The sequence below is a fragment of the Bacillus sp. TH25 genome (genome assembly GCF_016650935.1).
Lineage (GTDB): Bacteria > Bacillota > Bacilli > Bacillales > Bacillaceae_G > Bacillus_A > Bacillus_A mycoides.
In genome coordinates, this window is sequence record NZ_JAEKEU010000009.1 from 116955 (window position 1) to 131945 (window position 14991).

The 14991-nt window shown below is 33.3% G+C and carries 16 protein-coding genes; 2 read left to right on the forward strand and 14 right to left on the reverse strand.

Going from position 1 to position 14991, the window contains the following annotated elements:
• Positions 1 to 32: 32 nt before the first annotated feature.
• From JFT89_RS05105 to JFT89_RS05130, 8 genes are all read right to left on the reverse strand, one after another.
• A complete protein-coding gene (locus JFT89_RS05105; RefSeq protein ID WP_201039569.1) occupies positions 33 to 1310 on the reverse strand; it encodes an MFS transporter in 1278 nt (425 codons plus the stop codon).
• Positions 1311 to 1449: 139 nt separating this feature from the next.
• Positions 1450 to 2022, reverse strand: a complete 573-nt coding sequence (locus JFT89_RS30105) for a hypothetical protein (protein ID WP_242488370.1) — start codon at positions 2020 to 2022, stop codon at positions 1450 to 1452.
• Positions 2023 to 2165: 143 nt separating this feature from the next.
• Entirely contained in the window at positions 2166 to 2321 is a 156-nt protein-coding gene (locus JFT89_RS30110; protein WP_242488371.1) for a hypothetical protein, read from the reverse strand.
• Complete coding sequence (locus JFT89_RS30115) at positions 2318 to 2632, reverse strand: hypothetical protein (protein ID WP_242488372.1); 315 nt, start codon at positions 2630 to 2632, stop codon at positions 2318 to 2320. The genes JFT89_RS30110 and JFT89_RS30115 overlap by 4 nt, the downstream gene beginning before the upstream one ends.
• A gap of 257 nt (positions 2633 to 2889) precedes the next feature.
• Positions 2890 to 4638 carry an MFS transporter gene (locus JFT89_RS05115; protein ID WP_201039576.1) on the reverse strand — a complete coding sequence of 583 codons (1749 nt, stop codon included), beginning with the start codon at positions 4636 to 4638 and terminating at the stop codon, positions 2890 to 2892.
• Positions 4639 to 4674: 36 nt separating this feature from the next.
• Entirely contained in the window at positions 4675 to 5214 is a 540-nt protein-coding gene (locus tag JFT89_RS05120) for a PadR family transcriptional regulator (RefSeq protein WP_002086322.1), read from the reverse strand.
• Between the two features lie 178 nt (positions 5215 to 5392).
• Entirely contained in the window at positions 5393 to 6205 is an 813-nt protein-coding gene (locus JFT89_RS05125) for a polyphosphate kinase 2 family protein (protein WP_201039578.1), read from the reverse strand.
• A gap of 327 nt (positions 6206 to 6532) precedes the next feature.
• A complete protein-coding gene (locus JFT89_RS05130; RefSeq protein ID WP_016126765.1) occupies positions 6533 to 6841 on the reverse strand; it encodes a hypothetical protein in 309 nt (102 codons plus the stop codon).
• An 89-nt stretch (positions 6842 to 6930) separates the two neighbouring features.
• On the opposite strand from JFT89_RS05130, the gene JFT89_RS05135 reads away from it, so the two are divergent.
• Positions 6931 to 7395 (forward strand): hypothetical protein, encoded by a 465-nt coding sequence (locus tag JFT89_RS05135; protein ID WP_201039579.1) that lies wholly within the window; start codon positions 6931 to 6933, stop codon positions 7393 to 7395.
• Positions 7396 to 7414: 19 nt separating this feature from the next.
• On the opposite strand, the gene JFT89_RS05140 is transcribed toward JFT89_RS05135, so the two are convergent.
• The 4 genes from JFT89_RS05140 to JFT89_RS05155 all read right to left on the reverse strand — a co-directional run bounded on the left by JFT89_RS05140 (position 7415) and on the right by JFT89_RS05155 (position 12059).
• A complete protein-coding gene (locus JFT89_RS05140; protein WP_002135550.1) occupies positions 7415 to 7693 on the reverse strand; it encodes a hypothetical protein in 279 nt (92 codons plus the stop codon).
• A 28-nt stretch (positions 7694 to 7721) separates the two neighbouring features.
• The gene (locus JFT89_RS05145; protein WP_201039580.1) at positions 7722 to 8984 is read right to left on the reverse strand and encodes an MFS transporter; all 1263 of its coding nucleotides are present in this window, start codon (positions 8982 to 8984) and stop codon (positions 7722 to 7724) included.
• Positions 8985 to 9180: 196 nt separating this feature from the next.
• Positions 9181 to 10560, reverse strand: a complete 1380-nt coding sequence (locus JFT89_RS05150) for an S-layer homology domain-containing protein (RefSeq protein WP_016094323.1) — start codon at positions 10558 to 10560, stop codon at positions 9181 to 9183.
• A 254-nt stretch (positions 10561 to 10814) separates the two neighbouring features.
• Complete coding sequence (locus JFT89_RS05155; protein ID WP_016094324.1) at positions 10815 to 12059, reverse strand: N-acetylmuramoyl-L-alanine amidase; 1245 nt, start codon at positions 12057 to 12059, stop codon at positions 10815 to 10817.
• Between the two features lie 175 nt (positions 12060 to 12234).
• Here JFT89_RS05155 and JFT89_RS05160 point away from each other — a divergent pair, with 175 nt between their 5' ends.
• On the forward strand, positions 12235 to 12720 hold the full coding sequence (locus JFT89_RS05160; protein ID WP_002064755.1) for an 8-oxo-dGTP diphosphatase: 486 nt from the start codon (positions 12235 to 12237) through the stop codon (positions 12718 to 12720).
• 27 nt (positions 12721 to 12747) lie between these two features.
• Here JFT89_RS05160 and JFT89_RS05165 read toward each other — a convergent pair whose 3' ends face one another.
• Complete coding sequence (locus tag JFT89_RS05165; RefSeq protein WP_002064754.1) at positions 12748 to 14373, reverse strand: YndJ family protein; 1626 nt, start codon at positions 14371 to 14373, stop codon at positions 12748 to 12750.
• Positions 14374 to 14378: 5 nt separating this feature from the next.
• Positions 14379 to 14990, reverse strand: coding sequence for a DUF4166 domain-containing protein (locus JFT89_RS05170; RefSeq protein ID WP_002064753.1), 612 nt, complete (start codon positions 14988 to 14990; stop codon positions 14379 to 14381).
• Position 14991 lies beyond the last annotated feature (1 nt).

The window sequence follows — 14991 nt, forward strand, 5'->3', positions numbered from 1 at the left end:
TTCTAGGAAATAACTAGAACCTCTTTTTAATTTCATGAATTTTTTTTACCTAACCGAGACCACATCACAACAGGAATTAGCAATAATGCTAACAATCCTCCCGCTAATGATAATGCCGCATAACTGGAATTCGCTACTATCATACCTGACATCGCTCCACCAGAAGCTCCAGCTAGCGCAATAAAAACATCTATTTTCCCTTGTGTTTTAGCACGTGTAGACGGTGTTGTGGAATCAACGATTTGTGCTGTACCACTAATTAATCCGAGATTCCATCCTAATCCAAGTAAAGAAAGCGCAACAATTAATAATAGTAAAGAATCACTTGGTGCTATCGCAGCTATAACACCCGCTGCAAGTAAAATCATCCCACCAGCTATACTCATCGCAGTACGGCCAATTTTATCAATTAACATTCCTGTAACAAGTGATGGAAGGTACATTGCACCTACATGAAAACCAATCACGAGACCTACTGCACTTAATCCATGACCGTGGTGTCCCATGTGAACTGGAGTCATCGTCATAATCGCAACCATCACTATTTGAGTAAGTATCATTACGATTGCTCCGATGGTAATACCCCTTTTATTTTCTAACGTTTCATTAGTTACCGATTGTCCTTTATATGTATGTTCCTGTTTATATCTTTCTATTATGTTAGCAATAATTAACGGATCTGGACGAAGCATAATAAAAAGAACAAGACCCGCAAGTATAAATGCCGCTGCTGATAATATGAACGGACCTGCAAGGTTAGGAATTCCAATTGAATCAGCAAAATTCCCCATTACACCTACTAAATTCGGACCAGCTACCGCACCAAAAGTCGTCATGACCATTGTAATACTAACAGCAGTTGCTCGTTGCTTCTTATCTGCTAAATCGGTACCAGCATAACGAGCTTGTAGATTCGTCGCTGTACCTGCACCATATATGAGTAAAGAAACTAGTAAAAGAATAATACTATTTGTTAACGCAGCCAATACAACTCCAATAGCCCCTAGTCCCCCTATTATAAACCCTGTTGCAAGTCCTATTCGGCGACCATATTTTTGCGATAACTTCCCAACAAAGAAAGCCGCTACCGCAGATCCCATTGTAAACATAGCAGCCGGTAATCCTGCATATGCATCTGTCCCAAGCATTTGCTGCGCAAGAAGTGCCCCCACTGTAATTCCAGCAGCTAACCCCGCTCCGCCAAACATTTGTGAAATACTTACGATTATTAATGTTCGTTTATATAATTTTTGTTGGTCTTCTTCGGTGTATATGTGATTACTTAATGAAGCGTCTGCTGTATCTATCATTTTTTTCACCTACTTTATATAATGAATTCTCATTGTTAATGTACTATAATTATTGTTTCTCTTTGATTCGTCTCATTTAAATACAAATATGCCCTCATTCCTTATTTTAGAAATGAAGGTATTTCTAAAATAAATAGACTTAAAAAATCTCTGAAATTTTAAAACTATATTCTGAAGGTAATTTATCTCGTTTTCTCGAGATTTCTGCTCTGAAACTTTCTCTGCCTTTAATAATAATTTCTTCTTTTTTTATTAATATTTTCCCAAAGCTATAGGGTGCCCAATATGTATCAATAAAGTCAATATGAACAATTTCTATATTCCCTGATTTTAAATCTGTTACTTTAAGTCTATATTCCGCTTTATCTCTAAAATCTTTAGGAACTTTATAAATAACTTCAACCCTGTAGTTTTTATTCTCCTTTTCTGCATAAACTAAATCAATATCTTCTCCATTATTTTTTATATAATTAATTACTTTTTCTATTTTCTCTTTTTCTAAATGATCAAACTCTGCAATTAGTCTCATTCCATCACATACACTCTCAAAAAGCATTTGAGATTTTTCATATTTGTCGCTACATGTATACTTAGATATATTCAATGTAGCATATGTGTATTTATGCCATGTTTCTAATGATATTTCTTGTTTTGCATCTTCTATTGTTTCGCCAATATTAACGTATATTTCACTGTAATTTGGAAGTTTCACCTCGGCACGCCTCAGCAAATTACTAAATAACTCCGAATAGATATAATCAAAAGGTGCTAATATTCCATTTTCAAGTTGGTCATATATCCGAATACCAACTATATTTCTGTTCAATTCCGTTGGATTAGTTTTATACTTATAGATTAAACAATCGCTTCGTTTTGCATTATTATAAAATTTCTTTTTTCTTCTTCTCGAGCATAATCCTTTAGCTCTTCCAAATTTTTCGGTGCTTTTTCAATTGCTTTATAATAATCATTTAAAAGCTCATTCTCTTTATAATCTAAAGGTTCTTTCAACCTAATATGCCGAACTTTTTTATTGCTTCTTCTATTTTTAATAACGCTATTTGAAATTCCTCAAAATTTAATTTATTACTACTTTTAAAGTCCTCTATTAATTCAATCTCAGCTATTATTTTATAAAGAGATTTATTTTTTAATTTCCGTGTTACAGGTGAATTATTAATAAATCTGACCAGAATTGTATCGAAGGTTTGTCCATGATATTTATCAATTAAGTGTTCGTTTAAAAATGTATCAAGTACATTTAAGGTTTTATTTTTTTCCTCCTTACTTTTCAAATCTTTATATTCAATTAGAAATCTCATATTAACTCCTTTACACATTCTCTTTTTAACAATCTTAATATCAAATCATACTATTTTTCAATTGTCATCTCCCAGTTATTTAAGAAATTTAGAACATATTGATGAAATTGAAAATAACACTTCAATTTTAAATTACGTCGGAATTGATTTTGCTGGTTTTAATAATAAAAGACATTGTAGTAATAAGTTTAATGAACTAAACCCAGATCTTCCATACTAGTGTAAAGAAAAACAGGCTAATTATAGCCTGTTTTTCTTTACACTTCCCCTGCTATTCGTTTGTCTCTTCTGTTACTTAAAGCTTTCCCTTCCCAAAATAACAAACTTACTAAAGCACAAATTAAAATAACTGGAACACTCGCTTTATATAAATCAGTAAAACTCATAGCCATCTTATTTTTGGCATACCGACTTACATCTTTTGAAAATGCAAGTACTTCTTTCTTTATACTCTCCTCTTGTTTTTCAACTTCTTTTGTTACTTGATTCGTAATTTCTTCTCTTTTTATATCTCTATATTCTACTGGAACGCCACTTAATACTTCATCCACTTTTTGGTGAATTAGTTCGTCTTTTTTCTCTTTACTTAATCCCACCAATGTTTCATTTTGTTTCTTTTCTACATTTGTTTCTATACTTTGTTTCTCTATTTTTTCTTTTGTTACCTGTAATATCTCAGCTTGCTGAGCACTATTCACATGAATATTACGCACTTTTTCTTCTGCATAACGATATACATTCTCTTTATTTAAAGATAAGTTGTGAGTTAAATTAGATACAAATATTGCAACCGCTAATACAATCCCTACTTGCCGCAACATTGATACAACACTTTGAGAAGCAGTTAATAATTCTCCTTCAAACGAAGATGCACTTAAAACTGTAATTGGCCCCACTACTAAACCATATCCAACACCTAATATCATACATGGAATAATAATTTCTATATTTGTTGAGTTAACGTCAATCATTTGCAACCAATAGTAGGATAGGCCCATAACAAGAAACCCTGACAAAATAATAGTTACTTTTCCAAGTTTTTTAATTAAAGTTGCTGCAACAGGTGAGATAAAAAATATCATAGCTGAAATAGGTGTCACTAAAAAAGCAGCTTCAATTTCCGTTCGGTATTGTATTTTTGTCAAGAATGTTGGAAGCAACACAGTTACTCCGATTAAAAATAAATTACTTAATACAACAACGATAGACGCTCCTACAAACATTCGATCTTTAAATAAATTTAAATTCACCATCGGATTATGAATCTTTCGTTCCACTAAAACAAATAGAATAAGAGAAATAGTGCTAATGGCATAACAAGACCAAGCGATATTACTTTGCCATCCCCACGTATTGCCTTTCACTAATACGAGAGTAAAAGAAAAAATCGCTAAACTACTTAATATAAGTCCAATCCAATCAATTTTTGAAATAATACGTTCTTCATTTTTTACTTGTAACATAATACAGCATAAAATGATTCCCAGAATACAAATCGGAACATTGACGAAGAACACCCATCTCCATCCTACATTTTGCGTAATAATTCCGCCTATTACTGGACCAAGTGCAGCTGACAATCCTTGCGTTACTCCTAAAATAGCAAGTGCAACATGCCTCTTTGCTAACGGCATAGCTGATACACCAATTACCATACTTGTCGGAAATAAAATTGCTGCTCCAACACTTTGTATAAAACGAGAAAAAATAAGGAAGTCACCTGTATTAGCAAAAGCACAAAGCACTGATCCACCACCAAAAATAATTAAACCGAGAATATACACCTTTGCTTTCCCAAAAATATCTGCTATCCGTCCTAGCGGTATTGCGAGTACTGCAATCGTCATTGTATAAACATTTAATACCCAAGACATCTTCTCTAATGAAGTATTTACACTCGATTGTATTGCTGGTAAAGCTATATTCATAATCGTTGTATCAATCATACAAAGAAAAATACCTAAGCACATTAAAAAGACAATCTTAATACCCTTTGACTGCTCCATGTTAATCTACCCCTTTATTTATTGTGAACGTGTTTTTTATTCTTCCGTTTTATTGTTTTCTTTTGCTTCTAATTGCTGTAACTTCCTCTTCAACATCTCTACTTGTGCACTATATGATGCAATACCTACATCGAGCGAAATTTCTTCAACGAAAGTAATACCTTCTCTCCATTTTTCATATTTCAAACGAAGATCCGCAATGTACGCTTCTTTCCTTTCAATTTCGTCTTCAATCCATTTTTTTATCGCCCTATCATCACTATAATTACCAAAATACATCCTCATTAAAAAATCTGAACGTAAAACGTCTTTCTCTACATCCGTTTGCATGTATTTATAAAACTCTTCACGCCCTTCATCTGTAATAAAGTACATTTTCTTATTCGGTTTCCCTTCTTGCATGACAATTTCTTTTTTAATTTTCCCCTCCTTTTCCAATTGTCGTAACGTTGGATAAATCATTCCAAAGCTTCCATCAAAAAAGTAAGTAAATACATCCTCAAACACAATTTTAATGTCATAACCAGACAATTCTTTTTCCATTAATAAACCTAAAACAACATCTCTTCCCTTCAAAATAAGACCCCCACACAGTATATAATCAATAATCATATTAACATTGTTAATATGATTATTGATTATATACCTTATTCTGTAAATTGTAAAATGTTTCTAACTAAAAAAGCTGTCTTGTAATTTGGGTTTACCAAATTACAAGACAGCTTCCTCCATATTTCCTATACAAACCTTCTTACTATTTAACCCCTACATCTTGCACAGATTCAATTTTCTTTTTCTTTCCTTCTTTTATTTCATTATAATAAGAAGGTAATTCTATATTATTTTCTAAGAAGTAATCCTCAATTAATGAAATAATCACTTTCAATGTTTTCAAACGAGCGTATAATTTATCATTACTCGCAATAATATTCCATTTAGCATTCGGTTTATCTGTGTTTTCAAACATGTCTTCCGTTGCTTCGACATACTCATCCCATTTTTCCCGATTACGCCAGTCTTCATCTGTAATTTTCCATCTTTTAAGAGGATTGTTCTCTCTTTCTTTAAATCTCTTTAACTGTTCTTCTTTACTAATATGATAGAAAAACTTTCCTATTATGTAATGATCATCTGTTAATAGTTTTTCGAAATCATTAATTTCAGCATACGCTCTCGTCCACTCTTCGTTTGTTGCAAAACCTTCTACACGTTCAACTAATACACGGCCGTACCATGAACGGTCGAATATAGTAATTTGCCCGTACTGAGGAAGTTTCCGCCAAAAACGTTGCAAATAATAATACCGTTTTTCATGAGGAGCAGGCGCTCCAATTGGATTTACTTGGAATCCGCGTGGATCAAGATGTTCAGTCACTCGCTTAATTGCTCCGCCTTTACCTGCCGCATCCCAGCCTTCCATAACCATCATAACGGCTATTTTCTCTTCTTTTAATATTTGTTGTAGTGCCAATAAACGCATTTGATATTTTTCAAGTTTCTTATTGTACTTAGATTTTGATTCAATTCTTTTCGTTAAATCTACTTTAGCAAGATGCTCTTTTTCCATCAAACGAATCCCCCTTGGTATATGACAATGTTATTTTAACATATTTTTTGGTAATATTTTCATATTAATATCTCTTTTAACTAATACTCGTACCCCTCCACCTATATCTATCTTTTATAAGTTGGACGCTACTTTATATTAATAAATTAATCCCCCTGATATGCTTTTTCGTATCCTTTAGCAAGCATTTATTATTAATCAAAAAAACAAAATAAGGAAACTATGCCGAAAAATCTTTACACAGTTTCCTTGTTTTTTTAAATGTGCGTGTGACATACTTGGGAAGATTAATAACGAAAAGATAGGAGCTCTATCGATTCACTTATACTACAAACGAATTACAGGCGGAATATCTCCTTCTCGTAAAAAGTAAGCAAACACTGTAAATCCAATAATTAATATTGAAAATAATGTTATTATAATTCCACCTGGTAGTGTTAGAAAAATAGTATTCAAGCTACTCTTCATAGAGAAAGCAATCGAGTATATTCCTAGCAGAAGACTGATTATAGCAATAGCCACATAAACCACTACCGCATACCATGGATTGAGTTCCAATAAAACAACAGAAATAAATATATACAAAAATAACAGTTGTAGAAACATGCTGCTTCCCATACTTACTAATTCTTTCAATATACCCTCCCCTAAACTACATGGTATATTATCTTAAAAAGAGAAGATAATAACAAATAAATCCTTTAAAGAATGGGAGCTCTCTAAAGATGAAACGAAAAATATTTTCTCTCTTTGCACTAATCTGCTTAGCACTACCAATACAAGCTAGTGCATACACATTTCAATCACTACCAATTGCGTCAAAGTCTAAACAGTGGTATATCGAAATTGACAAATCTCATAGCTCAAACAAGCAAGCCGTGCAGCCAAAACAAGGTGTATATGATACGTATAGTTTACTCTTAAAAAATATTGGTAATGATGTTGCAAATGTATCGGTGGAAATACTTGATAACACACCTACATCTAAAGCTACCTTTAATCCTACTTTATCTAATAACAACGTTTCAAAAAGTCATACAAGCTTTGACTACATGGTATTCCCATTAGACTTTAATAGCCATAATTTTAAAGTTGTCATTACTTGGGAAGAAAAGAATTTCTCTTACAACGGTCATCCAGTACATGAGAGTAAAAAAATGAAGCAAACATTTGTGTTTAATGAAGAGTAAGCCCTAATTTGATTAGGGCTTACTCTTTATTTACAAAACCCGATTGAATTGCTTCTGTCACTTCTTTTGCAATATGTATTTTTGTAGCGTCTACACAGATTTTTTTGTCCCAAACATGTACGGAAGGCTCTTCATTAGACAAATGCTTAATTAAGATGAATCGATTATATGTCATTTTATTTTCTATAGGAGTAGCAATATACACCGTGAAATTCCTTGCTTCAAATACCTTTTCTCCCAAAACGTATTTACATCCCAACTCATGTACTACTAAATCATGTAGATTTTCTATAGTCATATACCATCCCCCCTTTTTGCCTACATAATCAATCGAACCGCCGAATACTTGGTACAGACAATGCCATTCCAATTGTTATGAGTACTAAAATAGCTAGCATTATAATTGTTATCTTTCCACCTATTACAGTAGCTAACCAGCCTACCACCACATACCCTAATGGTAATAAAGCAAATGAGCCTAACATATCAAGACTTGCCACTCTTCCAAAAGCTTCTTCTGGTACAAGCTCTTGTAAACTTGTTTCCCAAATAAGCCCAAATATCATAATACCGAATCCTTCAATTGCCATTAATCCAATTAAGGCGGGTGCCCAAGAAACGAAAGGCATAATTAATAACGCCATTCCACTAATTAAAACACCACCATACGCAAGTAATCCTCTCTTATGCCACCGCTGCCTCCCACCAAAAATTAGTGCTGCAATTACAGCTCCAGCGCCAGAAGAAGCCATACCCAATCCATATACGTAAGCTTCAAAATGATGATGAACATTAAACAACCATGGAATTAATACAACGATTACGCCAGCATAACAAATATTAACGAAAGAAAAGACTAGAATGGTAATCCACAACCATGGATGACTCTTTAGAACAAGAATCCCTTCCATAAAATCTTTTTTGTAATTGATTTTATTTCTTTCAAATTTCTGTACTTTATTAAACTTTAGTTCTCTTAAAAATAATAAACATAAAAATGATAGCAAATATGTTACTGCATCCAAACCAAATCCTATTCCGGCGGATGCAACTGAAACGATCAATCCTCCAAGAGCCGGTCCAATTAGTCGTATTCCTTGATTACTCATTTGCGTTAATGCATTAGCTGCATTTCGAATTTCCGGTACAAATACTTTCGCTCTTACAGCTGAATACGCCGGCTGAAATATCCCTTCCATAAGTCCATATAACGCTACGAGTACATATAGAAGTGGAATTGTTAAAACGTCCATAAATATAATTGTTGCAAATAAGAGCATTAATATGCAGCGGATTATATCTGTAAATAACATCAATTTCACCCGGTCAATTCGATCCACGACTAATCCAGCAAACGGTAACGCAAGAATATTAGGAAGCATGTATATTGCCATAGTCATTCCCATTACAACTGTTGAACCAGTTAATGAATACACAACGACTGGCAGAATAACCATCGTTATCGAACTACCTAAAGTCGAAAGTAATTGCCCAATCCATAAAAACTTAAAGTGCGGTGACACTTTAACTGGCAATAACAATTTACCGACATAACCTAAATTTTTCTCTGTTGGTATTTCTCCTTGCATATCTCTCTCCTCTTTTCAAATTAAGTTAATACCCGAAATAAAAACAGAAAATTCAATCTTCAATAACTTTAATTATATATGAAACTGTTAAATTATTGGTGGAAATATAAAAAAGAAAATCATAATGAATCTATACATATTACTTGTTGAATATAAATAAAAAAGGTGTTTTCATATATGAAAACACCTTTCCACTTTATAATTTTAAGTTCTTCTTCAATGTCCAATATTTTTCTGGAGCATTTTCAAGTGAGAATTCTACCCAGCCATTTGGATCTTCACGATATACGTTTACTTTTGTACCATTTTCTAATTTTCCAACTTCATTTTGTGTAACGTTTGGTACACTCTTAATTGGATTGTTAAACGGGAATGGAACTTGATAGTAAGATCCTACAGTTTGAACAGTAGCTTTCGCATCTTTTGCATAATCTTTATATGGAATTGTTTCGCCTAATGCCTCTACATTTAATGTATTAGGGTTTTTCTGTAATCGTTTTACATTTTGATAATCTTTGTTATTGAAAGGCTTAATACGCTCCATAATATTAGCAATTTTGCCAGCCCATTCTTTATCAGTTGAATACATTACATTCATCGCAGGTAATGTGTAACCTTTGAAATACTTAGCACCTTGTTCTAAGTAATTCTTTCTCACATAATCAGCATTGTATGAAATACTTAATCCATAAGATGGTAAATATTTTGCATGTGCGAATGGATCCCAATCATACGCTCGTAGTCCAAATAAATTATGTTTACGATATGCAATTTCTGATTTCCCGTATCCAGACTCTAAGATTGCATGTGCTGCTAAATATAAAGAGTTCACGCCATACTCGTTTTGCGCTTTAATAAAGTCTTGTCCAACTCCAACAAGCGGACTATCGGGATGATATCTTTTAATATAATTATCAATCTCTTGAGCTGTTACATTAGAAGGTAATGTTACATCTAAATCGATATATGATGCCATGGCATTAAATAAAAATTGTGCATATTCTTCACGTGTTAAAACACTAGTTGGATTAAATGCACCTGCTCCATTACCTGCAGCAACACCGTTAGACTCTAATGCACTAATCGCATCATTTGCCCAATGATCTTTCGGAACATCATTAAATGTATGATTAGCTTTTACTTTTAGTTTAAAGGCTTTCTGTAAAATTACAGCCATTTCAGCACGAGTTAAAGATTCTTTCGGTCTAAATGTTCCTTTACCATCACCTACGAAAATCCCCATATCTGTTAAAGTTAAAATTTCATTTTGGAACATTGTCGTTCCTTCGCTAATATCAGAGTATGGATTTTTATATTCGCTTTTCGCTTCTGGTTTTAATGCACGATATATTAATGCGGCTACTTGCTCACGATTTACAACATCCCCGAATCCAAACTTACCATTATCATATCCTGCAATAATTTCTTTTGATGTTAAATTAGTAATTGCTTTATACGACCAATGATCTTTCGGAACGTCTGGAAATTCCTTTTCAGCTGCAAATGAAGTTGCCGGAGCCATCACTACTTGAAGTGCGACTGTCACTGCTAATACATTAGAAATAACTTTTTTCATATTTTTTTAACACGTTATGTATATGCTTGTCCCGTGTTAACTTGCCTCCCTTTTCAATAAAATTTTCCCTATTAAACTAACAAACTCTTAATTAGTCAACAGTAAAAGTATACGTGATACAAATAAACTAATCTACCATTATTTTATTTATAATCAGCATAATACGATACATCTTGTTATTTCGATACAAAATTATATAAACTCATATGAAAAGCCCATCTCTATATAGAAGATGGGCTTAGCAAACGATGTTTTTATTTAGCTAAACGATATTTTGAAACATTGAAACCTTTCCACTCATAATAATCTAAAATACCAGCATAAACTGCTTCAGCAGCAATTTGTCTTCCTGATTCTGAAGCCAACTTCTCATAATCTGCACTATTATCTAAAAATGCTAGTTCAGTTAATGCTGCAGGCATCTCATTTTCTCTTAGTACATAAAAGTCTTCTGGTTTCGCACCACGATCTCTTGTATCTAGAGCTTTAACTACTCGTTTTTGTATTTTCTCTGCTAACATACGACTATCTTTTTCACGTTCAGTTAATTCTTTCGTTTCAGATCTTTTATAATAAAAAGTCTCCGTTCCATATCCGTCATGATTGTTAGAGCCATTTGCATGAATACTTACAAAAATATCTCCATTATGCTCTTTCGCGAACTCTACACGGTTTTTAAGGTCCTCAGGTTGATTTTCACCAAGACGGATATCCGTTTCACGTGTTAACAACACATGGAATGGAGTATTTTTATCTAGTAATTTTTGTAATCTTTTCGATGTATCTAATACAATATCACTTTCATATAATCCTTGTGTCGGCTTCCCAGAATCTTTCCCACCATGACCTGGATCAATAATAATTACTTTTCCTTCTAATGCATCTGGAATTTTAAGAGAATCTGATTTTGCAATAAATTGCGCTGCTTCTGCCTTCGTTACAGTTTTATTAGGTAGCCAAGCTGTACTAGTTACACCTTGTGAAATATTCAATTCTACTAAAATGTTCGCTTTATCTTTTCCCCAACTAGGATTTAAATCTGCAAATTTTGTTGGTAATGGTTGTTTTACTTTCGCATCTAATTTATATGCTTCAACAAGCATCGATGCCATTGAAACTCGGTCAATTTTCCCATTTGGATCAAATACGCCTGGGCCTTTCCCTTTAACAACACCAGCTTTTTCTACAGCTGCGATGTATGGGGTATACCATCCGTTTTGAGAGTCACCGAAAGATGGTTTAGCATCTTTATCGAATGGTAAGTTTAAGATTTTAGCCATCATTGTAGCTGCTTCTGCACGAGTGATCTCTTTTCCAGGCTCGAACATTCCTTTCTCGTTACCTGTAACTGCGCCTTTTTCTGCTAAGTAGTTAATAGAATTTTCTGCCCAGTCCCCTGCTGGGACATCTGGAAATGTTTTTGTTTGTGCGAAACTACTAGATGAATAAGATAATATACTAGCTGCGATTATTCCTGCTGCAATTATTCTATTTTTCATAGAATATATTCCCCTCTCAAGTACAATGTTTTTATGTAACAGACTAATTATAGTTCTGAAAATTAGTAATAGTCAATTGCATTTTGTATAATTTTGTCTTATTATTGTATTTTTTGGAACAAATAACTATAGTTAAAAACTATAAGATTCTTATTATATAAGAGGAGAGTTTCGTATGAGCAAGAATTGGAAAAATATAGAACACCGCATTTATACAATGTGTATGATTCAACATAATAACGAAGTATTACTAATACAACGGCCGGATCATCTAGGCTTCCCTGGTTACATCGCTCCTGGCGGTAAAGTAGATTTTCCAGAAAGTATCGTTCAAGCTGCTAAACGAGAAGTAAAAGAAGAAACTGGATTACTTGTTTCAAATTTAACTTTTAAGGGATTAGATGAATACGTAAATCCGAAAGAAAATGTTCGATATATGGTATTTAACTATTGGACAGATTCATTTGAAGGTGAACTCCTTTTGAATCCTCCTGAAGGCGAATTATTATGGGTGCCAATTGATACAGCACTCAATCTTCCTATGCAAGATTGGTTTAAAGAGAGATTCCCATTATTTTTTGAAAAAGGTACGTTTGAAATTCAGCGTGTTTGGGACCAAGACTTGGATAAACAAGTTGCTATGACAATTACCCATACATAAAAAGCTTGGAATCTCTCCAAGCTTCTCTTACTTCTCCTCTATTTTCTTAATCTCATAATCAATTTCTAAAAACTTGACTCCGAATATCCACATTCTATGGTGAGCTGTTAACATTTGGTCCGCGCTCTCTTTAATGATAAATGTCTCTGCTAATGGTAAACGTATTGTAAAGAAACGAGTATATAAATAAATCCCCTCATCTCCCCTGCCATTCTCTCTTAACTTACTTGTAATGATTAAAGCATTATCATCATTGCATAACTTCAAAATACCTGTCATATTCGAATATGGTAAAGGTAATGCGATATTCATATATGTATCTTTCTTGTATGTATGCTTTGAATAAAGAGCTACAAAAATTGTCTCCCCTGCTTCATTTTTTCTTAGCCAAGCCCTTACATTCTCTCTTCCATCCTTCTCATCTATTATCCCAATGATAGAGCCATGCATCGTTTCCCACTTGCCGCCCATTCCTAAATGTATTTGTCCTACACGCTTACTCATTTTCTCATAACAAAATGCAACCGGGCGGAACCAACGAGTCCATTTAATATGCGATTGTAACTCATACTCTTTTGTATTTTCATAAAAACGAATAATACTTAAAGGAATCTTCGTCATGTCAAATGCCTCACTATGAAAATCATTCATTTTATCAACTAAACCTTTGTATTCCTTGCTATCTATTAAATTTCTGTTATGTAAAAATGCTTCACCAACTGTCGCATTTCCTCTTAACCTGCTCATTGTTTTCCCGTAATATTTATAATTCGGAGTACTCTTTTCAATCATCCAGCCAAGAAAAGCTGGTAACGCTACTCCAATTCCATTTACAACACCGTGAATCCAGACCATTTGTGCAATTGTAATCGTCATTACTTGTTTGAAATTTCCGTATGAATATATGAGTGAAAACATTATTGTTACCATAAGTGTACTGGATGAAAGAGTAAGGAGAATCTTAGCACTTATAGCATTGGATTTCGTTCTCCATACGTAAATCCCATATCCATAAATGGCACATAAATATATGAACACTGCAAAAAATTCAAATACCCTCGAATACGTAATTCCTATTGCAACTGTCATTGGAGAAATAACGATGATAAACATAATAGAGTCATATAACTTACTTCCCCGTTCTCTTTTTCTTCCAAGTAAACCAGCTGATAACGGCAATAAAAATGCCGAATAATGAAAGTGTGCCGCTGTAAGTAAAACAATGTCAGAACTAAAGTGCATAATTGAAACCTTTGCTACTGAAGCAAAAAACCAAAAACCACCTAAAAACAAATAAATAAACGCACTATCAATAGCCGTCTCTTCTATCGGTTTCCATCCTCTTTCTAACAATCTACTTACACCAAATAACGCAACGATTCCTGTATATGCAAACCAAAGTAGCGCAAAGAAATAGTGATTTGTTACGAAAGCTAGCATTGCACTGATTGCTGCGATTGGATATAAAAACGATACAAATTTATAAAATAATACATACGATCCATTTCTTGTTTTCTTATCAATAATACAAAAAGACATCGGTATAAATAACAAAATAGATAATAAAATAATTGCTTCAACTGGGTTTACATTTGACCACTCACATATTAGAAAAATAATATAGCAAGCAAGTCCAAATATTATATTTTTCATCTCGTTTATTCCCTTTCCACAAATGTTCCCTTATATGAAAATAATGAACCAATTAACGGATTTCGTACTTGTACATGAATTCGAAAACATTGTAGTGTTTCATCATAACTTTCTACAATTTTTGCCTCTCCGTATAAAAATCTAGGTAACGGTATTTTTCTTCCAAACATAAAAAACCATTGTTTCTTTGAAGAAATATGCACCCCGCCTTTTTCATCAATATAAAAATTCAATGTAGAAACGAGTAAATGTGGCTCACCAAAATAATCTACAATTTCATTATTCTCTTCATCCAACTGCATAACAGCGTTAAAATATCTTTTCTTATTATGAAAATAAAAAGTACGATTCCACCGTACAAACTCATTTCCATGCTCATCTCGCTCAGCGGTATTATGTATCACAAACGGAACTTTTTGCCCTCGCTCAGAGAAAAACATTCGAAACTTCGATGTAATTTTTAATATTAATTTAACGAAAAAAGATCCTCCATAAATTTCATCCATTTCCCCTTCCCCAATAAAGCTATTTTCCTTTGTTATCGCATATCGTTCCTGCAATTTTGGATGAAGCCTTTTATAAGAATCCCCTAATAATCTTTCATAAATATTAACCATA